19 protein-coding genes are annotated in these 21,740 nt (G+C 54.9%); 15 read left to right on the plus strand and 4 right to left on the minus strand.

Annotated elements, in window-relative coordinates:
* Positions 1 to 15 precede the first annotated feature (15 nt).
* The 4 genes from OGW17_RS03495 to ubiA all read left to right on the plus strand — a co-directional run bounded on the left by OGW17_RS03495 (position 16) and on the right by ubiA (position 4,025).
* Positions 16 to 1,368 (plus strand): maltoporin, encoded by a 1,353-nt coding sequence (locus tag OGW17_RS03495; protein ID WP_024130837.1) that lies wholly within the window; start codon positions 16 to 18, stop codon positions 1,366 to 1,368.
* A gap of 154 nt (positions 1,369 to 1,522) precedes the next feature.
* Positions 1,523 to 2,464 carry a maltose operon protein MalM gene (gene malM / locus OGW17_RS03500; RefSeq protein ID WP_071257666.1) on the plus strand — a complete coding sequence of 314 codons (942 nt, stop codon included), beginning with the start codon at positions 1,523 to 1,525 and terminating at the stop codon, positions 2,462 to 2,464.
* Positions 2,465 to 2,645: 181 nt separating this feature from the next.
* Complete coding sequence (gene ubiC / locus OGW17_RS03505; RefSeq protein ID WP_012134646.1) at positions 2,646 to 3,143, plus strand: chorismate lyase; 498 nt, start codon at positions 2,646 to 2,648, stop codon at positions 3,141 to 3,143.
* A gap of 12 nt (positions 3,144 to 3,155) precedes the next feature.
* Positions 3,156 to 4,025: a 4-hydroxybenzoate octaprenyltransferase gene (gene ubiA, locus OGW17_RS03510; protein WP_012134645.1), complete on the plus strand. Its 870-nt coding sequence runs from the start codon at positions 3,156 to 3,158 to the stop codon at positions 4,023 to 4,025.
* Positions 4,026 to 4,117: 92 nt separating this feature from the next.
* Here ubiA and plsB read toward each other — a convergent pair whose 3' ends face one another.
* The gene (gene plsB, locus OGW17_RS03515) at positions 4,118 to 6,538 is read right to left on the minus strand and encodes a glycerol-3-phosphate 1-O-acyltransferase PlsB (RefSeq protein ID WP_049011993.1); all 2,421 of its coding nucleotides are present in this window, start codon (positions 6,536 to 6,538) and stop codon (positions 4,118 to 4,120) included.
* A 170-nt stretch (positions 6,539 to 6,708) separates the two neighbouring features.
* Here plsB and OGW17_RS03520 point away from each other — a divergent pair, with 170 nt between their 5' ends.
* From OGW17_RS03520 to OGW17_RS03535, 4 genes are all read left to right on the plus strand, one after another.
* On the plus strand, positions 6,709 to 7,077 hold the full coding sequence (locus OGW17_RS03520; RefSeq protein WP_012134643.1) for a diacylglycerol kinase: 369 nt from the start codon (positions 6,709 to 6,711) through the stop codon (positions 7,075 to 7,077).
* A gap of 123 nt (positions 7,078 to 7,200) precedes the next feature.
* Entirely contained in the window at positions 7,201 to 7,809 is a 609-nt protein-coding gene (gene lexA / locus OGW17_RS03525; RefSeq protein WP_012134642.1) for a transcriptional repressor LexA, read from the plus strand.
* A gap of 295 nt (positions 7,810 to 8,104) precedes the next feature.
* Positions 8,105 to 9,424 (plus strand): MATE family efflux transporter DinF, encoded by a 1,320-nt coding sequence (dinF, locus tag OGW17_RS03530; RefSeq protein ID WP_071257668.1) that lies wholly within the window; start codon positions 8,105 to 8,107, stop codon positions 9,422 to 9,424.
* A 137-nt stretch (positions 9,425 to 9,561) separates the two neighbouring features.
* Entirely contained in the window at positions 9,562 to 9,771 is a 210-nt protein-coding gene (locus OGW17_RS03535) for a CsbD family protein (protein WP_024130835.1), read from the plus strand.
* Between the two features lie 93 nt (positions 9,772 to 9,864).
* On the opposite strand, the gene zur is transcribed toward OGW17_RS03535, so the two are convergent.
* Entirely contained in the window at positions 9,865 to 10,380 is a 516-nt protein-coding gene (gene zur, locus OGW17_RS03540; RefSeq protein WP_012134638.1) for a zinc uptake transcriptional repressor Zur, read from the minus strand.
* Between the two features lie 155 nt (positions 10,381 to 10,535).
* On the opposite strand from zur, the gene dusA reads away from it, so the two are divergent.
* Both dusA and pspG read left to right on the plus strand, forming a co-directional pair.
* Complete coding sequence (gene dusA / locus OGW17_RS03545) at positions 10,536 to 11,531, plus strand: tRNA dihydrouridine(20/20a) synthase DusA (RefSeq protein ID WP_047459672.1); 996 nt, start codon at positions 10,536 to 10,538, stop codon at positions 11,529 to 11,531.
* 162 nt (positions 11,532 to 11,693) lie between these two features.
* Positions 11,694 to 11,936, plus strand: a complete 243-nt coding sequence (gene pspG / locus OGW17_RS03550; protein WP_012134631.1) for an envelope stress response protein PspG — start codon at positions 11,694 to 11,696, stop codon at positions 11,934 to 11,936.
* Positions 11,937 to 12,112: 176 nt separating this feature from the next.
* On the opposite strand, the gene OGW17_RS03555 is transcribed toward pspG, so the two are convergent.
* Positions 12,113 to 13,096 (minus strand): quinone oxidoreductase, encoded by a 984-nt coding sequence (locus tag OGW17_RS03555; RefSeq protein WP_012134630.1) that lies wholly within the window; start codon positions 13,094 to 13,096, stop codon positions 12,113 to 12,115.
* 81 nt (positions 13,097 to 13,177) lie between these two features.
* On the opposite strand from OGW17_RS03555, the gene dnaB reads away from it, so the two are divergent.
* From dnaB to OGW17_RS03580, 5 genes are all read left to right on the plus strand, one after another.
* Positions 13,178 to 14,593, plus strand: a complete 1,416-nt coding sequence (gene dnaB / locus OGW17_RS03560; protein WP_012134629.1) for a replicative DNA helicase — start codon at positions 13,178 to 13,180, stop codon at positions 14,591 to 14,593.
* Positions 14,594 to 14,711: 118 nt separating this feature from the next.
* On the plus strand, positions 14,712 to 15,791 hold the full coding sequence (alr, locus tag OGW17_RS03565; protein ID WP_071257671.1) for an alanine racemase: 1,080 nt from the start codon (positions 14,712 to 14,714) through the stop codon (positions 15,789 to 15,791).
* Positions 15,792 to 15,939: 148 nt separating this feature from the next.
* Positions 15,940 to 17,133 carry an aromatic amino acid transaminase gene (tyrB, locus tag OGW17_RS03570; RefSeq protein ID WP_071257673.1) on the plus strand — a complete coding sequence of 398 codons (1,194 nt, stop codon included), beginning with the start codon at positions 15,940 to 15,942 and terminating at the stop codon, positions 17,131 to 17,133.
* 306 nt (positions 17,134 to 17,439) lie between these two features.
* Complete coding sequence (gene aphA, locus OGW17_RS03575; protein ID WP_012134616.1) at positions 17,440 to 18,153, plus strand: acid phosphatase AphA; 714 nt, start codon at positions 17,440 to 17,442, stop codon at positions 18,151 to 18,153.
* A 202-nt stretch (positions 18,154 to 18,355) separates the two neighbouring features.
* Positions 18,356 to 18,712 carry an MmcQ/YjbR family DNA-binding protein gene (locus OGW17_RS03580; RefSeq protein ID WP_012134615.1) on the plus strand — a complete coding sequence of 119 codons (357 nt, stop codon included), beginning with the start codon at positions 18,356 to 18,358 and terminating at the stop codon, positions 18,710 to 18,712.
* Between the two features lie 95 nt (positions 18,713 to 18,807).
* Here OGW17_RS03580 and uvrA read toward each other — a convergent pair whose 3' ends face one another.
* Positions 18,808 to 21,630 carry an excinuclease ABC subunit UvrA gene (uvrA, locus tag OGW17_RS03585; RefSeq protein WP_012134614.1) on the minus strand — a complete coding sequence of 941 codons (2,823 nt, stop codon included), beginning with the start codon at positions 21,628 to 21,630 and terminating at the stop codon, positions 18,808 to 18,810.
* Positions 21,631 to 21,740 lie beyond the last annotated feature (110 nt).

A 21,740-nucleotide genomic window follows, 5' to 3' on the forward strand; every position in this document is an offset into this window, starting at 1 on the left:
ATCTCAGGAGATAGAATAATGATTACTCTGCGCAAACTTCCTCTGGCGGTTGCCGTCGCAGCAGGCGTTATGTCTGCTCAGGCAATGGCAGTGGATTTTCATGGTTATGCTCGTTCCGGTATCGGCTGGACGGGTAGTGGCGGCGAACAACAATGTTTCCAGGCAACTGGCGCTCAAAGTAAATACCGTCTTGGTAACGAATGTGAAACCTATGCGGAATTGAAACTGGGTCAGGAAGTGTGGAAAGAAGGCGACAAGAGCTTTTATTTCGACACTAACGTGGCCTACTCCGTAGCGCAACAGAATGACTGGGAAGCAACCGATCCGGCGTTCCGTGAAGCCAACGTGCAGGGTAAAAACCTGATTGACTGGCTGCCAGGCTCCACCATCTGGGCGGGTAAGCGCTTCTATCAGCGTCATGACGTTCACATGATCGACTTCTACTACTGGGATATTTCTGGTCCTGGTGCGGGTATCGAAAACATCGACCTGGGCTTCGGTAAACTGTCTCTGGCAGCGACCCGCTCTCAGGAAGCCGGTGGTTCCTACACCTTCAGCAGCCAGGATATTTACAACTCTTCTAAAGACACCGCCAACGACGTCTTCGACGTGCGTTTAGCCGGTCTGGAAACGAACCCGGACGGCGTGCTGGAACTGGGTGTCGACTATGGTCGTGCAAACACCACTGACGATTATCGTCTGGCTGACGGCGCATCTAAAGACGGCTGGATGTTCACTGCTGAACATACCCAGAGCATGCTGAAGGGCTACAACAAGTTTGTGGTTCAGTACGCCACTGACGCGATGACCACGCAGGGTAAAGGTATTCCTCAGGGTTCTTACGGCTCGACTTTTGATATCGGCGAAGGCGACGATCAGCTCCATTATGTCGATCGTTACGTCAATAACAACGGTAAGCTGTGGCGTATTCTGGACCACGGGGCGATCTCTCTGGGCGACCGTTGGGACCTGATGTACGTCGGTATGTTCCAGAAACAGGATCTGGATAACGATCTGGGTACTGACTGGTGGACCGTGGGCGTTCGTCCGATGTTCAAATGGACGCCGATCATGAGCACCCTGCTGGAAGTCGGTTACGACAACGTCAAATCTCAGCAGACTGGCGATCGCAACAACCAGTACAAAATCACCCTGGCGCAACAATGGCAGGCTGGCGACAGCATCTGGTCCCGCCCGGCCATCCGTCTCTTCGCAACCTACGCGAAGTGGGATGAGAAATGGGGCTATATCAAAGATGGCGATAACACATTGCGTTATGCCGCATCGAATAACTCCGGCTTCAACACAACCAGCCGTGGCGACAACGATGAGTGGTCCTTCGGCGCCCAGATGGAAATCTGGTGGTAATACGTGACATAACGAGGGGGGCGCAAGTCCCCTGGTAACGAGATGCAGGCCGGATAAGGCGTAGCCGCTATCCGGCATTATCTGCACCGTTTCTCGCGGTTTAGCGCGCTATTGCCTGGCCACCGCTGAACCCGTGCTATCTGAGGTGATAACAATGAAAATGAAGAAGAGTCTCGTCGCCCTTTGTTTATCGGCGGGGTTACTGGCAAGCGCACCAGGCATTAGCCTGGCGGATGTAAACTATGTTCCGCAAAACACCAGCGCAGCGCCTGCGATTCCGACCGCCGCACTACAACAACTCACCTGGACGCCTGTCGACCAGTCCAGTACGCAGTCCACACAGCTTTCTACCGGTGGTCAGCAGCTTGACGTCGCCGGTATTACAGGCCCGGTTGCCGCGTATAGCGTACCGGCGAATATCGGTGAGCTCACGCTGACATTGAGCAGCGAAGTTAACAAACAAATCAGCGTATTTGCACCGAACGTGCTGATTCTCGACCAGAACCTGACGCCTTCAGCGTATTTCCCCAGCAGCTACTTTACCTACCAGGCCCCCGGCGTGATGAGCGCGGATCGTCTGGAAGGGGTGATGCGCCTGACGCCTGCGCTGGGCCAGCAGAAGCTGTACGTTCTGGTGTTTACCACCAATAACGATCTCCAGCAGACCACCACGCTGCTTGACCCGGCAAAAGCGTATGCGAAAGGCGTGGGTAATGCCGTCCCGGATATTCCCGATCCGATCGCGCGCCACACGACTGATGGCCTGCTGAAACTGAAAGTGAAAACCAACAGCAGCTCCAGCGTACTGGTTGGCCCGCTGTTTGGTTCTTCCGGTCCGGGACCTGTCACCGTCGGCAACACTGCGGCACCGGCGACCGCCTATACCGCACCAGCCGTTGCCGCGCCAGCGCCTGCCCCGGCGAAGAAAAGCGAGCCAATGCTGAACGACACGGAAAGCTACTTCAACAATGCGATTAAGGACGCGGTAGCGAAAGGTGACGTTGATAAAGCTCTGAAACTGCTTGATGAAGCCGAACGCCTGGGATCGACATCTGCCCGTTCCACGTTTATCAGCAGTGTAAAAGGCAAGGGGTAAGCGTCTCCCCACATTGCTGATTTTGCAACAACTGGTGCGTCTCCTGGCGCACCTTTTTTTTAGCATTCCATGCGAGTTGTTACACTTCTGTTGCGCAACCGATCACTTAATTATGTTTACGCCTCCCGTAATCTCTTTTCTGCGATACAATGCCTTTACGTTATGAAACGGAGAGTACGGCATGTCACACCCTGCGTTAACGCAACTGCGTGCGCTGCGCTATTTTAAAGAGATTCCTGCGCTGGATTCCCGGTTGCTCGACTGGTTACTTCTGGAAGATTCCATGACCAAACGTTTTGAGCAAGAAGGGAAACGGGTAAGCGTGACATTGCTTCGGGAAGCGTTTGTTGGTCCACATGAAGTGGCTGAAGAGGTGGCGCTGCTACCGGTCGAATCCCGCTACTGGTTACGTGAAATTTTGTTATGTGCAGACGGCGAACCCTGGCTTGCCGGGCGTACCGTCGTGCCTGAATCAACGTTGTGCGGCCCTGAGCTGGCCTTACAAAATCTGGGAAAAACGCCGTTAGGGCGCTACCTGTTTACATCATCAACGTTGACCCGAGATTTTATTGAGATTGGTCGTGATGCCGCACTGTGGGGGCGTCGTTCCCGCCTGCGTCTGAGCGGTAAGCCGCTGATGCTTACCGAGCTGTTTTTGCCCGCATCACCGTTGTATTAAGAGGAAAACAAAATGGAGTGGAGTCTGACGCAGAATAAGCTGTTGGCGTTTCACCGCCTGATGCGTACGGATAAGCCAATCGGCGCCTTACTGCTGCTCTGGCCGACATTATGGGCGCTGTGGGTAGCGACGCCGGGAGTGCCGCAACTGTGGATTCTGGCGGTGTTTGTCGCCGGGGTCTGGTTAATGCGCGCCGCCGGTTGCGTGGTCAACGATTATGCCGATCGTAAGTTTGATGGACATGTGAAACGCACGGCCAACCGACCGTTGCCCAGCGGGGCGGTCACGGAGAAAGAGGCGCGCACGCTGTTTGTCGTACTGGTAGCGCTCTCCTTCCTGCTGGTATTAACGCTGAATACGATGACCATTCTGCTGTCGATTGCGGCGCTGGCGCTGGCGTGGGTCTATCCCTTCATGAAGCGTTACACCCATTTGCCGCAGGTTGTGCTGGGCGCGGCGTTCGGCTGGTCTATTCCTATGGCGTTTGCGGCGGTGAGTGAGTCCGTGCCGCTGAGCTGCTGGCTGATGTTCCTGGCCAATATCCTCTGGGCGGTGGCCTACGACACGCAGTACGCGATGGTTGACCGGGACGACGATCTGAAAATCGGCATTAAATCGACGGCCATTCTGTTCGGGCGACATGACAAACTTATTATCGGGATTTTGCAGATTGCGGTGCTGGCGCTAATGGCGCTGATTGGCTGGCTGAACGGGCTGGGCTGGGGGTATTACTGGTCGGTGCTGGTGGCCGGCGCGCTGTTTGTGTATCAGCAGAAACTGATTGTCGGGCGCGAACGTGAAGCCTGTTTTAAAGCGTTTATGAACAATAACTACGTCGGCCTGGTGCTGTTTTTAGGGCTGGCGATGAGTTACGTTGGCTGAAAAAAAAGCCCGGTAGCGCTTACCGGGCCTACATAACATATTGCGCAGAACGTAGGCCGGGTAGGGCGAAGCCGCCACCCGGCTTTTTATTGTCACTCGCCCTGCGTTGCGCTCTCAATGGTCAGACGCACATCCGACGTGATCAAATCGGCCAACATCTGATACACCTTCATCGTCTGCTCAGGCTCGGCGTCTCCGGTATCGCTGATGTATTTCTCATCACGCAGAGTCAGCACCAGAGAACTGAACACTGCTTTATCGAAGAACTCCGGCGCGTTAATGCCGTGCAGAACGGAAAGACGTTGCGCGACCGTGCGGCTCTCTTTTTCCAGCGTACCACGGTTGATCGACGGATTCGCGCTCAGCAGCCAGAAGGTGATGGCATAGCGTTGCAGCGTTTCGCGCGCGCCAGCCGCCAGCAGTTGCAGCGTGCGAGAATGTGCCGGATTGATATGCAGCTCATCGTTCTGCACGGCGATCAGCCCCTGACGTTGCATCTCACTGCTCAGCGCGTCAATCACGCTGGCAAGCTCATCGTGTTCCCAGCGCAGGAACAGTTCCGCTTTCAGCATCGGATAGAGCACGTCAACATGCTGCATCAGCGCGTCACGCGAGATGTGGCGGTGCTGGGTAATGATGGCCGCCATCAGGGAAGGCAGAACCAGCATATGCGCGATGTTGTTGCGATAGTAGGTCATCAACACGGCCTGCTCGCGCGGCAGAATGATGATATCGCCGATGGTGTCTTTCTCGACCTCAAACTTGTTCATCTGCAAGGCGTGGTCGATCAGTTCACTGGCGCTCTGTGCAGGAACCGTAGAATCCGCCGCGTACGGCACGTTGCGCAGCAGACTCAGATAGCAGTCGAGCTGTTCAGTCAGCTGCTCACGGGTCAGAGAGCGCTGGCGGGAAGCCAGTAGCGCGGTGCAGCACAGGTTCATGGCGTTGGCTGCACCGGCGTTGTTAATGCGCACCATCAGATCGGCGGCAATGTTATTCACCGTCGGTGTCAGCCAGGCCGGGCGGATAGACTCGATAGGATCGATGGATTCACGCCACTCCGGCACATGCTGGTTGAGGTAAGTCATCAATGGCATCGGTTCGCCAAAGTTGACGTAGCCCTGGCCCAGATTACGCAGTTTGCTTAAACCGCGCAGCATCTGCGGCAGGCTCTCTTTCTCTTTCGTCGCGCCACGCAGCTCTTTGGCGTAAGTGCCCACTTCCATCACATGCTCATAGCCGATGTAGATCGGCACCAGCGTGATAGGACGCGTGCCGCCGCGCAACATCGCCTGAATGGTCATCGACAGCGTGCCGGTTTTCGGGTCGAGCAGACGACCGGTACGCGAGCGACCGCCTTCCACGAAATACTCAACCGAGTAACCACGGCTGAACAGCTCGCCCAGGTATTCACGGAAAACGGTGGAGTAGAGCTTGTTGCCCTTGAAGGTACGACGAATAAAGAACGCGCCCAGACGGCGGAAAATCGGACCCGCCGGCCAGAAGTTCAGGTTGATGCCCGCAGCGATATGCGGCGGCACCAGCCCCTGGTGATACAGCACGTAGGAAAGCAGCATATAGTCCATATGGCTGCGGTGGCAGGGCACATAGACAATTTCATGCCCGTCGTGCGCCAACTGGCGAACGCGCTCGGCGTTATGGACGTTAATCCCCTGATAAAGACGGTTCCAGGTAAAGCCCAGAATACGGTCGGTCAGACGGATCATCTCGTAGGAGAAGTTGGCGGCAATCTCTTCCATCAGCGCAATGGCGTTTTGCTGCGCCTTTTCATGGGAGATTTTTTTGCTGCGCGCTTCATCTTCCACGGCGCGAGCGATGGCTTTTGAAGCCAGCAGCTTGTTAAACAGATCCTGACGGGCTGGCAGACGCGGCCCGACCGCCGCCAGACGTTGACGGGCGAAGTGCATACGCGCCACGCGCGCCAGTTTCTGCGCTATTGTCTTGTCAGTGCCGTGTTCGTCAGCCATCCGACGCAAAGACACGGACGGCGAGAAACGAACAAAGCTGTCGCGTCCCAGCCAGGAGACGGCAAAGAATTTCTGCACGCCGTTCAGCATACGTAAAGGCGGGTTCTCTTCTCCTTTTTCGCGCCCCGGAGAGCGGCCAAACATCACCGATACCGGCACCATTTGCACATCCAGATCGGGATTGCTGCGGTGGAGATCGAGATAGTTGTGGAAAAGCTTAATGGACTCTTCTTTTGGCGTGTAATAGGTGAAGACACGCGGCCCGCCGTGAATAAAGACATAACGCGGCAGCAGCGTTCCGTCGATCTCCAGCGGCTCCAGCGGGTCGGGAAGATCGTGCGCCAGACACTGGGCGCGCAGCGTCAGCAGGTCTGCTTTGGAGTTGTACGGCAATACGTACATAATAGGGCGCGATGTATCAAGCCCCAACTCCGGGGCAGGATCTGCCGGAATAGACTTGCTTTTTACCAGCACGCTTAATGGTAAATTCAGTAATTTGTAGTAAATTCGTGGCCAGCCGGACATAAACGATGTAAAGCCTCTGGTTAATAATGCAAATGCGCTGCAAGGATATCAGAAAGTCTGGTGAATTTCTGGTGTATCCCGTCATACTTCGCGCTGCGTTGCCGTCGCCCGAATCATACGGGCCAACGATATAATTTCATTGACGCTAATAATGCAAAAAGGTTCTTTTAATGGCCAATAATACCACTGGATTCACCCGAATCATTAAAGCCGCAGGCTATTCCTGGAAAGGTTTTCGCGCCGCATGGGTCAACGAAGCGGCGTTTCGCCAGGAAAGCATCGCCGTGCTGGCAGGTGTGCTGATTGCCTGCTGGCTGGATGTGGATGCCATTACTCGCGTACTGCTGATTGGTTCTGTGATGCTGGTGATGATTGTTGAAATCCTTAACAGCGCCATTGAAGCTGTTGTTGACCGTATTGGCTCTGAATACCATGAACTCTCCGGTCGCGCGAAGGACATGGGGTCTGCGGCGGTGCTACTGTCTATTTTCGTCGCGCTGATGACCTGGGGTCTCCTGCTATGGTCACATTTCCGCTAAGGTTTTTTCGATAAAGATTCCATAACGGTATAAAACTCCTGTTTTCTGCGCAGTTTATGGTTCCAAAATCACCTTTAGCTGTATATACTCACAGCATAACTGTATATACACCCAGGGGGCGGAATGAAAGCGTTAACGGCCAGGCAGCAAGAGGTGTTTGATCTCATTCGGGATCACATCAGCCAGACAGGTATGCCACCAACGCGTGCGGAGATCGCGCAGCGTTTGGGGTTCCGTTCCCCAAACGCCGCTGAAGAACACCTGAAAGCGCTGGCGCGTAAAGGGGTGATTGAAATTGTTTCCGGCGCATCGCGCGGTATTCGCTTGCTTCTGGACGAAGAAGAAGGGTTGCCGCTGGTCGGTCGTGTCGCCGCCGGTGAACCGCTGCTGGCGCAGCAGCATATCGAAGGCCATTATCAGGTCGATCCTTCGCTGTTTAAACCCAATGCTGATTTTCTGCTGCGTGTTAGCGGCATGTCGATGAAAGATATTGGAATTATGGACGGCGATCTGCTGGCAGTGCATAAAACTCAGGATGTCCGTAACGGCCAGGTGGTTGTGGCGCGTATTGACGATGAAGTCACGGTAAAACGCCTGAAAAAACAGGGCAATAAAGTTGAACTCTTGCCAGAAAATAGCGAATTTAAACCGATTGTGGTTGACCTGCGTGAGCAGAGCTTCACCATCGAAGGACTGGCGGTAGGCGTTATCCGTAACGGTGAATGGCTGTAATCAGGCGCTGGCACAACGCCTGATGGCGCTGCGCTTATCAGGCCTACAAATATCCCCGTAGGCCGGATAAAGCGTTTACGCCTCCATCCGGCAAATGTGCCCATAGTACCGTAGGCCGGATAAGGCGTTTACGCCGCCATCCGGCAAATGTACCCATAGTACCGTAGGCCGGATAAGGCGTTTATGCCGCCATCCGGCAAATGTACTCGTAGAACCGTAGGCCGGATAAGGCATTTATGCCGCCATCCGGCGATTAATTGATTGGTTTATTTGACTTTTTCTCAGGCTCATCTGCATGCCTTTCTTCACATCCTCTGACAAAGCACTCTGGCGCCTCGCCTTACCCATGATTTTTTCCAATATCACCGTCCCCTTACTGGGTCTGGTGGATACGGCTGTTATTGGTCATCTCGATAGCCCCGTCTACTTGGGTGGTGTTGCCATTGGCGCAACCGCAACCAGCTTCCTTTTCATGCTGTTGCTCTTCTTACGCATGAGCACTACCGGGTTAACGGCGCAGGCCTTTGGCGCGAAAAATCCGCAAGCGCTGGCGAGAGCGTTGGTGCAACCACTCATCCTGGCGCTGAGCGCGGGGGCGCTGATTGCGCTGCTGCGCACGCCGATTATCGATCTGGCATTGCATATCGTTGGCGGCAGCGAAGCGGTGCTGGAGCAGGCAAGACGCTTTCTGGCGATCCGCTGGCTGAGCGCCCCGGCATCTCTGGCGAATCTGGTTTTGCTTGGTTGGCTGCTTGGCGTTCAGTACGCCCGTGCGCCGGTTATCCTGTTGATTGTCGGGAATATCCTGAACATCGTTCTCGACCTGTGGCTGGTTATGGGGCTGCACATGAACGTGCAGGGGGCTGCGCTGGCGACGGTCATCGCCGAATATGCCACGCTGTTAATTGGTCTGCTGATGGTACGCAAAGTCCTTCGTTTGCGCGGTGTCTCTTCCGGTATGTTGAAACAGGCCTGGCGCGGGAACTTCCGTCGTTTGCTGGCGCTTAATCGCGACATCATGCTGCGTTCGCTGCTGCTGCAACTCTGTTTTGGCGCAATCACGGTACTGGGCGCCCGTATGGGAAGCGATATCATTGCGGTGAATGCCGTTCTTATGACGTTGTTGACCTTTACTGCCTATGCGCTGGACGGCTTCGCCTATGCGGTAGAAGCCCATTCGGGTCAGGCTTATGGCGCGCGGGACGGCAGCCAGCTACTGGACGTATGGCGGGCGGCGTGTCGCCAGTCGGGAATTGTGGCGCTGCTGTTTGCGCTGGTTTATGTGCTGGCGGGTGAGTACATCATCGCACTGCTGACTTCGCTGCCGCAGATTCAGCTTCTGGCCGATCGCTATCTTATCTGGCAGGTGATTCTGCCGCTGGTGGGCGTCTGGTGCTATTTGCTGGACGGTATGTTTATCGGGGCGACGCGGGCGGCTGAAATGCGTAACAGCATGGCTGTCGCCGCAGCCGGGTTTGCGCTCACCCTACTGACGATACCGCTGCTGGGAAACCACGGACTGTGGCTTGCGCTAACCGTTTTTCTGGCGCTTCGTGGGCTTTCTCTGGCATTTATCTGGCGGCGACACTGGCGAAAAGGGACCTGGTTTGCCTGAGTCCGGTGGTTAAAAACTCTGAATTAAAAAACGAAGGCCGAATCACTGACTACAATTAATCTCACGTTCAGCAGAAAACGTAATGCGTTTGAGCGACGTTCTCCCGCTATTCACAACCGAACGATGAGGACTTGATGATGAATAAAGACGAAATCGGCGGCAACTGGAAACAGTTTAAAGGTAAAGTGAAAGAGCAATGGGGCAAACTGACCGATGACGATATGACAGTCATCGAAGGTAAGCGTGATCAACTGGTGGGTAAAGTCCAGGAACGCTATGGTTACGCAAAAGATGAGGCGGAAAAAGAAGTGAAAGAATGGGAAAACCGTAACGACTACCGCTGGTAATCAACTTCTCCTGCCCGTGAGTACAAGGACGTACTCCCCTCTGTTCAACGTACTTGCTTTGGGCGGCGTCTGCGGATTAGCCGCCCGATTTATTTAACGTGGTTTCTTCTTCACCAGAATAGAATGGTCGTGCTGGCACTCTCCGGGGTGGCGACAGGCTTCGACTTCCACACATGCCGGGCATAACCCGTGTGCTTCAATTACGTTATGGCGCAGAGCGAACCCCATTTTTGCCGCCAGCGTATGCATAATGTCTTCCACGCCTTCAGCACACTCCTCTTTTACCACACCACAACGGTCGCAGATAAACATGGCCGAGCTATGGGTCGGCTGATCGAACAGGTGACAGAGCACGTAGCTGTTGGTGGATTCGACCTTGTGAACAAAACCCTGCTCAAGCAGAAAATCGAGCGCACGATACACCGTCGGCGGTTTGGCCTGCGGCTCCGTTTCACGCAGCAGATCCAGCAGGTCATAGGCGCTGATCGCGCCTTCCTGCAGGCTCATCAGACGCAACACTTCGAGGCGCTGGGGTGTCAGCCGCACATTGCGTTGCGCACAGAGTTTTTCAGCTTGCGCTAAAAGCTCTTGCGTGGTGGTCTTTTCCATGTGGCACCTCGGATTGCGTGAAAGGTTAATCTTCTACTTTACCATGTTCTGCGTAAAACGCCGAGAAGCAGCCCTAACGATATATCGTCAGCTAATCTTTCAGTGGGCTGTGCTATAGTAGCGCCCCAAATTCACCAGATGCTTAAAATTTCGCCATGTCTACAGAATCACAGTTCGCTTTTCCTGCTCATCGTTTTTCTATCGCGCCGATGCTCGACTGGACGGACAGACATTGCCGCTACTTCCTGCGTCTGCTGTCTCGCCAGACGTTGCTCTATACCGAGATGGTAACTACCGGGGCGATCATTCATGGCAAAGGCGACTATCTGGCATACAGCGAGGAAGAGCATCCGGTGGCGTTGCAGCTTGGCGGCAGCGATCCGGCTGCGCTGGCGCAATGCGCGAAACTGGCGCAGGCGCGAGGATATGACGAAATTAACCTTAACGTAGGTTGCCCGTCTGACCGTGTACAAAACGGCATGTTTGGCGCCTGTCTGATGGGAAATGCGCAACTGGTGGCGGATTGCGTGAAGGCGATGCGGGATGTAGTGTCGATCCCGGTAACGGTCAAAACCCGTATCGGTATTGACGATCAGGATAGCTACGAATTTCTCTGTGACTTCATCAATACGGTCGCCGGTAAAGGCGAATGCGAGATGTTTATTATCCACGCGCGCAAGGCCTGGCTCTCCGGGCTCAGTCCGAAGGAAAACCGCGAGATCCCGCCGCTGGATTATCCGCGCGTTTACCAGTTAAAGCGTGACTTCCCGCATCTGACCATGTCCATCAACGGCGGTATTACGTCGCTGGAAGAGGCGAAAGCGCATCTGGAGCATATGGATGGTGTGATGATCGGGCGCGAAGCCTATCAAAACCCGGGCATTCTGGCCTCCGTTGACCGTGAGATCTTTGGCGCGACCACGGCGGATGCCGATCCTGTGGCTGTCGTTCGCGCCATGTATCCGTACATTGAGCGTGAACTGAGCCAGGGGACATACCTCGGGCATATTACCCGTCATATGCTGGGGCTGTTTCAGGGGATTCCTGGCGCGCGGCAGTGGCGCCGTTATCTGAGTGAAAATGCCCATAAAGCAGGCGCCGACATTGATGTGCTGGAACATGCGCTGAAACGGGTGGCGGATAAGCGTTAAGTTCTCACTAAAAGTTAGTCAATTTCACCACGCCCTGCGCACAGTCGCGGGGCGTTTTGTTTGCAAATCAATAGATTAATTTTGGCATGTTTCTTGTAATGGTCTGAATATGTCGGCCCGCAAAGCGCTACGCCACCGGGCATTCCATATTCAGGGGGAATCATGCTGGAACTACTTTTTGTGATGGGCTTTTTTATCATGCTGATGGCCACCGGCGTGTCATTGTTGGGAATTCTGGCCGCGCTGATGGTGGCGACCGCCGTGATGTTCCTGGGCGGGATGTTTGCGTTGGTGATCAAACTGCTGCCGTGGTTGCTGTTGGCTGTTGCCGTGGTGTGGGTCATCAAAGCGGTAAAAACGCCAAAAATCCCACAGTATCAGCGCAATAACCGTCGGTTTTACTAAGGTATTGTGCAGAGGATCACAACCTGTAACTTTCTTCTTAGAAGCAAATAGGAATTGATTATCAAATCTGTCACTATTGCGCGGCTAATGAATTCATCGAGCTGTACCCTACATACAGCCGAACTAAAAAAGAAAGGGCTTCCCATGTGGAAGCCCTAATTCTTTTCCCTGTCATACTACGGAATGAGCAGACTCGATCCCTGCGTTGCCCGGCTTTCCAGCACCTCATGCGCGCGCTGCGCATCTTTCAACGCGTATTTCTGATTCTCCGCGACCTCGACTTTTATCACGCCGCTGGCAATCAGTGAAAACAGCTCGTTGCTGGCTTCGGTCAATTCATCGCGACTGGTGATATAACCCTGAAGAGAAGGGCGAGTGACGTACAGCGAGCCTTTTTGGTTCAGGATGCCTAAGTTAACGCCGGTCACAGGGCCGGAAGCGTTACCAAAACTCACCATCAGCCCCCGGCGTTGCAGGCAATCCAGCGACGCTTCCCAGGTATCTTTCCCGACTGAATCGTAAACCACCCGTACTTTTTTGCCGCCGGTAATCTCTTTCACCCGTTCAGCGATATTTTCTTCACGATAATTAATCACTTTCCATGCGCCAGCCTGTAAGGCAATTTGCGCTTTCTGCGCGCTGCCTACCGTGCCGATAAGTTTCGCGCCCAGCGCTTTAGCCCACTGGCAGGCGATAAGGCCCACGCCCCCGGCGGCGGCATGGAACAAAAACGGTTCGTCGGGTTTAACCTCATAGGTTTTGCGCAGCAGATAAAAGACCGTTAATCCTTTCAGAAAAGAGGCGGCAGCCTGCTCGAAAGAGATCGCTTTAGGGAGAATGGCGGCCTTATCGGCGGGAACATTGTGTACCGAACTGTAAGCCCCGAGCGCAGACTGGGCATAAACGACGCGGTCGCCCGCTTTAATATGTTTAACGTTGCTGCCGACTTTACTCACCACGCCCGCCGCTTCGGTGCCCAACCCGCTGGGCAGGGATGGCGGTGGATAGAGCCCACTGCGAATATAGGTATCAATGTAGTTGATGCCAATCGCTTTATTTTCGACCTGGATTTCGTTTTCCGCCGGGTCTACAGGGGTAAAGTCCACTGCTTTCAGGACGTCAGGGCCACCGTGCTTGTGAAATTCAATTCGTGTTGCCATGCTTCCTCCAGAACGTATCGTAAGGGTCCACTTATATGGTAAAGTTTCGACCCATTCTTTATCTCGGTAACTCCATTCACTATGGCAGGAAATAAACCCTTCAACAAACAACAGACTGATGCGCGTGACCGTGATTTGCAGGTTGACGGGCTGAAAGTACCGCCGCACTCGATTGAAGCGGAACAGTCGGTGTTGGGCGGTTTAATGCTGGATAACGAACGCTGGGACGATGTTGCCGAACGCGTAGTGGCGGATGACTTTTATACCCGGCCGCACCGGCATATTTTTACCGAAATGCACCGTTTGCAGGAGATGGGGAAACCCATTGACCTGATCACGCTGGCGGAGTCGCTGGAAATTCAGGGGCAACTGGACAGCGTTGGCGGTTTTGCTTACCTGGCGGAGTTATCCAAAAATACGCCAAGTGCGGCGAACATCAGCGCTTATGCGGATATTGTCCGCGAACGTGCCGTTGTTCGCGATATGATTTCCGTCGCCCATGAAATTGCCGATGCGGGTTACGATCCGCAGGGGCGCAACAGCGACGAGCTGCTGGATCTCGCGGAATCTCGCGTTTTCCAGATTGCGGAAAACCGCGCCAATAAAGACGAAGGCCCGAAAAGCATCGATCAAATCCTCGATGCGACCGTGGCGCGCATTGAAACCCTTTTCCAGCAGCCGCATGACGGTGTGACAGGGGTCGATACCGGTTATCAGGACTTAAACAAAAAAACCGCCGGTTTGCAGCGCTCGGATCTGATCATCGTAGCGGCGCGTCCGTCGATGGGTAAAACGACATTTGCGATGAACCTCTGCGAAAACGCCGCGATGTTGCAGGAGAAACCGGTACTGATCTTCAGTCTGGAGATGCCCGGCGAACAGATTATGATGCGTATGCTGGCGTCGCTGTCGCGCGTGGACCAGACGCGCATTCGTACGGGTCAACTGGATGACGAAGACTGGGCGCGTATTTCCGGTACGATGGGCATCCTGCTGGAGAAGCGCAATATGTATATTGACGATTCATCCGGCCTGACGCCGACGGAAGTTCGTTCGCGCGCCCGTCGTATCTACCGTGAACATGGCGGGTTAAGCCTGATCATGATCGACTACCTGCAACTGATGCGCGTACCGTCGCTCTCCGATAACCGTACGCTGGAAATCGCGGAAATCTCCCGCTCGCTGAAAGCGCTGGCAAAAGAGCTACAGGTGCCGGTGGTGGCGCTGTCGCAGCTTAACCGCTCTCTGGAACAACGCGCTGATAAACGCCCGGTCAACTCGGATCTGCGTGAATCCGGCTCCATCGAGCAGGATGCCGACTTGATCATGTTTATCTATCGTGACGAGGTTTATCACGAAAACAGCGACTTAAAAGGCATCGCAGAAATTATTATTGGTAAACAACGTAACGGCCCAATCGGTACGGTACGTCTGACGTTTAACGGGCAATGGTCGCGTTTCGATAACTATGCGGGACCGCAATACGACGACGAGTAAATCTCCTTCATCATTCACGCCGCAGATGCGTTGACTGCGCCCGCTTACCCCTTCGGGGACAGCGCGTTTTGTCCTGCAACGCGAATGATTTTGGCGATTCTTTTTATAAGGAATTCAAATGCAAGCGGCAACTGTAGTCATTAACCGCCGCGCTCTGCGACACAATCTGCAACGTCTGCGTGAACTGGCGCCTGCCAGCAAGCTGGTTGCGGTCGTGAAAGCGAACGCTTACGGACACGGTCTTCTGGAGACCGCGCGAACGCTCCCTGATGCCGACGCTTTCGGCGTCGCCCGCCTTGAAGAAGCCCTGCGCCTGCGGACGGGCGGGATCACGCAGCCCATTCTGTTGCTGGAAGGTTTTTTTGAAGCCACCGATCTGCCAGTCATCTCTGCACAGCATCTGCATACCGCCGTGCATAACGAAGAACAGCTTGCCGCGCTGGAAGCCGCCGGGCTGGATGAACCGGTAACGGTGTGGATGAAACTGGATACGGGAATGCATCGTCTGGGCGTGCGTCCTGAAAAAGCCGAAGCGTTTTATCAACGGCTTACGCAGTGTAAAAACGTGCGCCAGCCGGTAAATATCGTCAGCCATTTCGCCCGCGCCGATGAGCCAGAATGCGGTGCGACCGAGCAGCAACTCGATATTTTTAATACCTTCTGCGAAGGTAAACCGGGGCAACGTTCCATCGCCGCTTCCGGCGGCATCCTGCTGTGGCCACAGTCTCATTTTGACTGGGCGCGACCGGGCATCATCCTCTACGGCGTCTCGCCGCTGGAAAATCAGTCCACTGGCGAAGATTTTGGCTGTCAGCCGGTCATGTCGCTAATCTCCAGCCTCATTGCCGTTCGCGAGCATAAAGCGGGCGAACCGGTGGGCTACGGCGGCACATGGATCAGCGAGCGCGATACGTGTCTGGGCGTGGTTGCTATGGGCTATGGCGATGGTTATCCGCGTGCGGCGCCATCCGGTACGCCGGTGCTGGTTAACGGTCGGGAAGTGACGATTGTCGGTCGCGTGGCGATGGACATGATCTGCGTCGATTTAGGCCCTCAGGCGCAGGACAAAGCAGGCGATCCGGTCATTTTGTGGGGTGAAGGTCTGCCCGTTGAGCGCATTGCGGAAATGACAAAAGTGAGTGCTTACGAACTTATCACGCGCCTGACATCAAGGGTTGCGATGAAGTATATCGATTAAATACGTGCCGGGTGGCGTATTGATCCCAGGCCGGATAAGGCGGATACCCCGCCATCCGGCGATATTCACATCAACATCCTCTCGATCTTCTCTCGCTTCCGGTTTATTGTGTTTTAACCCCCTGCCTGTAAACCTGGAGAACCACAGCGTGTTTCAAAAAGTTGACGCCTACGCTGGCGACCCGATTCTTTCGCTTATGGAGCGTTTCAAAGAGGATTCGCGTAGCGACAAAGTGAATCTCAGCATCGGTCTGTATTACAACGAAGAGGGCATCATTCCTCAGCTTAAAGCCGTTGCCGAAGCGGAAGCCCGGATTAATGCACAGCCGCACGGCGCGTCGCTGTACCTGCCAATGGAAGGTCTCAATACCTATCGCCATACCATTGCGCCGTTGCTGTTTGGCGCCGATCATCCGGTTCTTCAGCAGCAACGCGTGGCGACAATTCAGACGCTGGGCGGTTCCGGCGCGCTGAAGGTAGGGGCGGATTTCCTGAAGCGTTATTTTCCTGAATCCGCCGTGTGGGTCAGTGACCCGACCTGGGAAAACCACATCGCAATTTTTGAAGGCGCTGGTTTCGAAGTAAGTACTTACCCCTGGTATGACAACGCCACTAACGGCGTACGTTTCAACGACTTGCTGGCGACCCTCAACACCTTGCCTGCCCGCAGCATTGTGCTGCTGCATCCGTGCTGCCATAACCCGACCGGTGCTGATTTAACCCATTCGCAGTGGGATGCGGTTATTGAGATCCTGAAAGCGCGCGAGTTGATTCCGTTCCTCGACATTGCCTATCAGGGATTTGGCGCCGGTATGGAAGATGATGCCTACGCGATTCGCGCCATTGCCAGCGCCGGATTGCCCGCGCTGGTCAGTAACTCTTTCTCGAAGATCTTCTCGCTGTATGGCGAACGTGTGGGCGGGCTTTCGGTGGTCTGTGAAGACGCTGAGGCCGCAGGCCGCGTGTTGGGTCAGCTCAAAGCCACCGTGCGCCGTAACTACTCCAGCCCGCCGAATTTTGGCGCGCAGGTGGTTGCCGCCGTACTGAACGATGAGGCGCTAAAAGCCAGCTGGCTGGCGGAAGTGGAAGCAATGCGTACGCGTATCCTGGCGATGCGTCAGGAACTGGTGAATGTCCTGAACGCCGAGATACCGGGCCGTAACTTTGATTATCTGCTGCAACAGCGCGGCATGTTCAGCTATACCGGCCTGAGCGCTGCACAGGTGGACCGTCTGCGTGATGAGTTCGGCGTCTACCTGATCGCCAGCGGACGCATGTGCGTGGCGGGTCTGAATTCCGGCAATGTCCAGCGCGTGGCGAAGGCGTTTGCTGCGGTGATGTAAGTGATTGTGTTGCCGGATGGCGGCGTTGCCTTATCCGCCTACAAAGCAGCCCGTAGGCCCGGTAAGCGGTAGCGCCACCGGGCGACCTGCCGGATGGCGGCGTTGCCTTATCCGGCCTACAAAGCAACTCGTAGGCCCGGTAAGCGGTAGCGCTGCCCCCTCCATTCATATGTGATCATCCTCTTTTTCTGTAACAAAACCGCAGAAAATTCTTCCTTTCACCTGCCGCTGGGGTTATGGTCAGAGAGTTTTTTGACCAGTCAATATAATTAAAAATCATAACTAACTGACTATTTAGGGAAAAATATGCGCAAGATAACCCTGGCCTTGAGCGCCTTTTGTTTACTTTTCACGTTAAATAATTCAGCAATCGCCCTGGCGTCCTCGCCGTCGCCGCTAAATCCTGGCACCAACGTTGCGAAACTCGCCGAGCAGTCTCCCATCCACTGGGTTTCTGTCGCGCAGATCGAAAATAGCCTGGCGGGTCGTCCTCCCATTGCTGTCGGGTTTGATATTGATGACACCGTGCTGTTTTCCAGCCCTGGCTTCTGGCGCGGCAAAAAAGTCTATTCGCCAGAAAGCGAGGATTATCTGAAAAATCCGGCATTCTGGGAGAAGATGAACAACGGCTGGGATGAGTTCAGCATTCCGAAAGAGGTGGCGCGTCTGCTTATTGATATGCACGTCCGGCGTGGCGACAGCATCTTTTTTGTCACGGGGCGGAGCCAGACGAAAACCGAAACCGTCTCGAAAACGCTGGCTGATGATTTCCACATTCCCGCAGCCAATATGAATCCTGTGATTTTTGCAGGCGACAAGCCGGGCCAGAACACCAAAACGCAGTGGCTACAGGAGAAAAATATCCGCATCTTCTACGGCGACTCCGACAATGACATTACGGCAGCCCGTGACGCGGGCATTCGTGGCATCCGCATCCTGCGCGCCTCCAACTCTACCTATAAACCGTTGCCGCAGGCCGGCGCGTTTGGGGAAGAGGTGATTGTGAACTCGGAATATTAAAACCGGCGGAACCTTTTGCCCCAGGACTGATAAAACGCATTAGCGTCGCCATCCGGCCTACAGTGGCATCATCCGGCAAGATTCTCAATCGCTGTTTTTTTGAACAAAATTGAGCTGCTGGCTTTTACCTTTGGCGGACTTGCTGCAAACTGAGTAAGAGACGTTCTCAGTGGGGCAATATGCTTAAAAGGGGAATAAGAAGATGACCAATTCGGAGTTACTGCAATATTGCATGGCAAAAACAGGCGCGGAACAGAGCGTTCACAGTGACTGGAAAGCCACACAAATCAAGGTTGAAGATGTGCTTTTTGCCATGGTGAAAGAGGTGGAAAATCGCCCGGCGGTATCTTTGAAAACCAGCCCTGAACTGGCGGAGTTGCTGCGCCAGCAACACAGCGATGTGCGACCAAGCCGACATCTTAATAAAGCGCACTGGAGCACCGTCTACCTGGACGGTTCGCTACCGGATTCGCAAATCTATTATCTGGTGGATGCCTCTTATCAACTGGCGGTAAGTACCCTGCCGGAGGACAAGCGTAAGCTGTTGGTGCAGCCGTGAGCCGTTTTGCCGGATGTGGCGCAAGCGCCTTATCGAGCCTACAAACTATTACGCATATTCTGTAGGCCCGATAAGCGCAGCGCCATCGGGCATTATTACAGCATTGGCTTGAGGAAACGGGCAGTATGTGACGCTTCACACTCTGCGACCGTCTCCGGCGTCCCGGAAACAAGAATTTCGCCGCCGCCGCTGCCGCCTTCCGGGCCGAGATCGACAATCCAGTCCGCCGTCTTAATGACGTCCAGGTTGTGCTCAATCACCACAATGGTGTTGCCCTGATCGCGCAACTGGTGCAGCACGTCCAGCAGTTGCTGAATATCGGCAAAATGCAGACCGGTGGTCGGTTCATCCAGAATGTACAGCGTCTGCCCGGTGCCGCGTTTCGACAATTCACGCGCCAGCTTCACGCGCTGTGCTTCACCGCCGGAGAGCGTGGTGGCGGACTGACCGAGACGGATGTAGGTCAGACCCACGTCCATCAACGTTTGCAGCTTACGCGCCAGCGCCGGAACGGCGTCAAAAAATTCGCGCGCTTCTTCGATGGTCATATCCAGCACTTCGTGGATAGTCTTGCCCTTGTACTTAATCTCCAGCGTTTCGCGGTTATAGCGCTTGCCCTTGCACTGGTCGCACGGTACGTAAATATCCGGCAGGAAGTGCATTTCAACCTTGATGACGCCGTCGCCCTGACAGGCTTCGCAGCGCCCGCCGCGCACGTTAAAGCTGAAACGTCCCGGCGTATAGCCGCGTGAGCGTGATTCCGGCACGCCAGCGAACAGCTCACGTACGGGCGTAAACACGCCGGTATACGTTGCCGGGTTAGAGCGCGGCGTACGGCCAATCGGACTCTGGTCGATGTCGATGACTTTGTCGAAATGCTCCAGCCCCTGAATATCACGATACGGCGCAGGTTCCGCAATGGTCGCCCCGTTTAACTGGCGCTGGGCAATCGGGAACAGCGTGTCGTTGATAAGCGTGGACTTACCCGACCCGGATACGCCGGTAATACAGGTAAACAGGCCAACCGGCAGCGTCAGGGTGACGTCTTTCAGGTTGTTGCCGCGCGCGCCGGTCAGCTTCAGCACTTTCTCCGGGTTCGCGGGAACGCGCTGTTTCGGCACTTCAATCTTGCGTTTGCCGCTCATGTACTGGCCGGTGAGGGATTCCGGCACCGCCATAATCGCCTCCAGCGGCCCTTCGGCCACGACCTGACCGCCGTGTACGCCAGCGCCGGGGCCGATATCGATCACATGGTCGGCGGCGCGGATGGCGTCTTCGTCATGCTCCACCACAATCACGGTATTGCCGAGATTACGCAGGTGAATCAGCGTTCCCAGCAAACGTTCGTTATCGCGCTGATGGAGACCGATAGACGGTTCATCCAGCACATACATCACGCCTACCAGCCCCGCGCCAATCTGGCTGGCCAGACGGATACGCTGGGCTTCGCCGCCGGACAAGGTCTCTGCCGAGCGGGACAGCGTCAGGTAGTTGAGGCCGACGTTTACCAGGAACTTGAGGCGGTCGCCAATCTCCTTGAGGATCTTCTCCGCAATCTTTGCTCGCTGGCCTGCGAGCTTGAGATTGTTGAAGAAGTCCATCGCATGGCCGATGCTCATGTCGGAGATCGCAGGCAGCGGAGTATTCTCGACGAAGACATGACGTGCTTCACGGCGCAGACGCGTGCCTTCACAACTGGCGCACGGACGGTTGCTGATGAATTTAGCTAACTCTTCACGTACCGCGCTGGACTCCGTCTCTTTGTAACGGCGCTCCATGTTGTGCAGCACGCCTTCGAACGGATGGCGACGCACGGAGGTGTCGCCACGATCGTTGATGTATTTGAACTCGATGCTCTCTTTGCCGGAACCGTACAGAACGACTTTATGCACATTCTGACTCAGACTTCCCCACGGCGCTTCCACGTCGAACTTATAGTGTTCCGCCAGCGATTTCAGCATCTGGAAGTAATAGAAGTTACGGCGATCCCAGCCGCGAATCGCGCCGCCAGCCAGAGAAAGTTCCGGGTTCTGGATCACGCGATCGGGATCGAAATATTGCTGTACGCCGAGGCCGTCGCAGGTCGGGCAGGCTCCCGCCGGGTTGTTGAACGAGAACAGACGCGGTTCCAGCTCGCGCATACTGTAGCCGCAAATTGGGCAGGCGAAGTTGGCGGAAAAGAGCAGCTCTTCCGCTTTCGTATCGTCCATATCCGCGACGATCGCGGTGCCACCGGAGAGTTCCAGCGCGGTTTCAAAAGATTCCGCCAGGCGCTGGGACAGATCACTACGGACTTTGAAACGATCGATCACGACCTCAATGGTGTGTTTCTTTTGCAGCTCCAGCTTCGGCGGATCGGAGAGATCGCAGACCTCGCCATCAATACGGGCGCGGATGTAGCCCTGGCTGGCCAGGTTTTCCAGCGTTTTGGCGTGCTCGCCTTTGCGCTCTTTAATAATGGGCGCCAGCAGCATCAGGCGTTTACCTTCTGGCTGAGACAGCACGTTATCCACCATCTGGCTGACGGTTTGCGCCGCCAGCGGGACGTCATGATCCGGGCAGCGCGGTTCACCCACGCGGGCGAACAGCAGACGCAGATAGTCATGTATTTCGGTAATTGTACCTACCGTAGAGCGCGGGTTATGGGATGTCGATTTCTGCTCAATTGAGATAGCGGGCGACAGCCCCTCAATATGGTCGACATCTGGTTTTTCCATCAAAGACAGAAACTGACGCGCATACGCGGAAAGGGATTCAACGTAGCGACGCTGCCCTTCGGCATACAAGGTGTCAAAAGCGAGCGAGGATTTGCCAGAACCCGAAAGCCCGGTGACGACAATCAGTTTGTCGCGCGGGATGACGAGGTTGATGTTTTTGAGATTATGGGTGCGGGCGCCCCGAACTTCGATCTTATCCATTCACCTTTCCCGGATTAAAACGCTTTTTCCCGGCCGCATGGCGCTACCGGCGATCACAAACGGTTAATTATGACACAACTCAACCTGAATGGATATACAGTATTGGAATG

This window comes from Citrobacter sp. CK181 (genome assembly GCF_030333595.1).
Taxonomy (GTDB): domain Bacteria; phylum Pseudomonadota; class Gammaproteobacteria; order Enterobacterales; family Enterobacteriaceae; genus Citrobacter_B; species Citrobacter_B koseri.

What these genes read in the sequence shown, in the direction of transcription:
- malM (WP_071257666.1), top strand. Translation starts at nt 1,523, where the DNA reads ATGAAAATGAAGAAGAGTCTCGTCGCCCTTTGTTTATCGGCGGGGTTA.
- ubiC (WP_012134646.1), top strand. Translation starts at nt 2,646, where the DNA reads ATGTCACACCCTGCGTTAACGCAACTGCGTGCGCTGCGCTATTTTAAA.
- ubiA (WP_012134645.1), top strand. Translation starts at nt 3,156, where the DNA reads ATGGAGTGGAGTCTGACGCAGAATAAGCTGTTGGCGTTTCACCGCCTG.
- plsB (WP_049011993.1), bottom strand. Translation starts at nt 6,538, where the DNA reads ATGTCCGGCTGGCCACGAATTTACTACAAATTACTGAATTTACCATTA.
- OGW17_RS03520 (WP_012134643.1), top strand. Translation starts at nt 6,709, where the DNA reads ATGGCCAATAATACCACTGGATTCACCCGAATCATTAAAGCCGCAGGC.
- lexA (WP_012134642.1), top strand. Translation starts at nt 7,201, where the DNA reads ATGAAAGCGTTAACGGCCAGGCAGCAAGAGGTGTTTGATCTCATTCGG.
- dinF (WP_071257668.1), top strand. Translation starts at nt 8,105, where the DNA reads ATGCCTTTCTTCACATCCTCTGACAAAGCACTCTGGCGCCTCGCCTTA.
- OGW17_RS03535 (WP_024130835.1), top strand. Translation starts at nt 9,562, where the DNA reads ATGAATAAAGACGAAATCGGCGGCAACTGGAAACAGTTTAAAGGTAAA.
- zur (WP_012134638.1), bottom strand. Translation starts at nt 10,380, where the DNA reads ATGGAAAAGACCACCACGCAAGAGCTTTTAGCGCAAGCTGAAAAACTC.
- dusA (WP_047459672.1), top strand. Translation starts at nt 10,536, where the DNA reads ATGTCTACAGAATCACAGTTCGCTTTTCCTGCTCATCGTTTTTCTATC.
- pspG (WP_012134631.1), top strand. Translation starts at nt 11,694, where the DNA reads ATGCTGGAACTACTTTTTGTGATGGGCTTTTTTATCATGCTGATGGCC.
- OGW17_RS03555 (WP_012134630.1), bottom strand. Translation starts at nt 13,096, where the DNA reads ATGGCAACACGAATTGAATTTCACAAGCACGGTGGCCCTGACGTCCTG.
- dnaB (WP_012134629.1), top strand. Translation starts at nt 13,178, where the DNA reads ATGGCAGGAAATAAACCCTTCAACAAACAACAGACTGATGCGCGTGAC.
- alr (WP_071257671.1), top strand. Translation starts at nt 14,712, where the DNA reads ATGCAAGCGGCAACTGTAGTCATTAACCGCCGCGCTCTGCGACACAAT.
- aphA (WP_012134616.1), top strand. Translation starts at nt 17,440, where the DNA reads ATGCGCAAGATAACCCTGGCCTTGAGCGCCTTTTGTTTACTTTTCACG.
- OGW17_RS03580 (WP_012134615.1), top strand. Translation starts at nt 18,356, where the DNA reads ATGACCAATTCGGAGTTACTGCAATATTGCATGGCAAAAACAGGCGCG.
- uvrA (WP_012134614.1), bottom strand. Translation starts at nt 21,630, where the DNA reads ATGGATAAGATCGAAGTTCGGGGCGCCCGCACCCATAATCTCAAAAAC.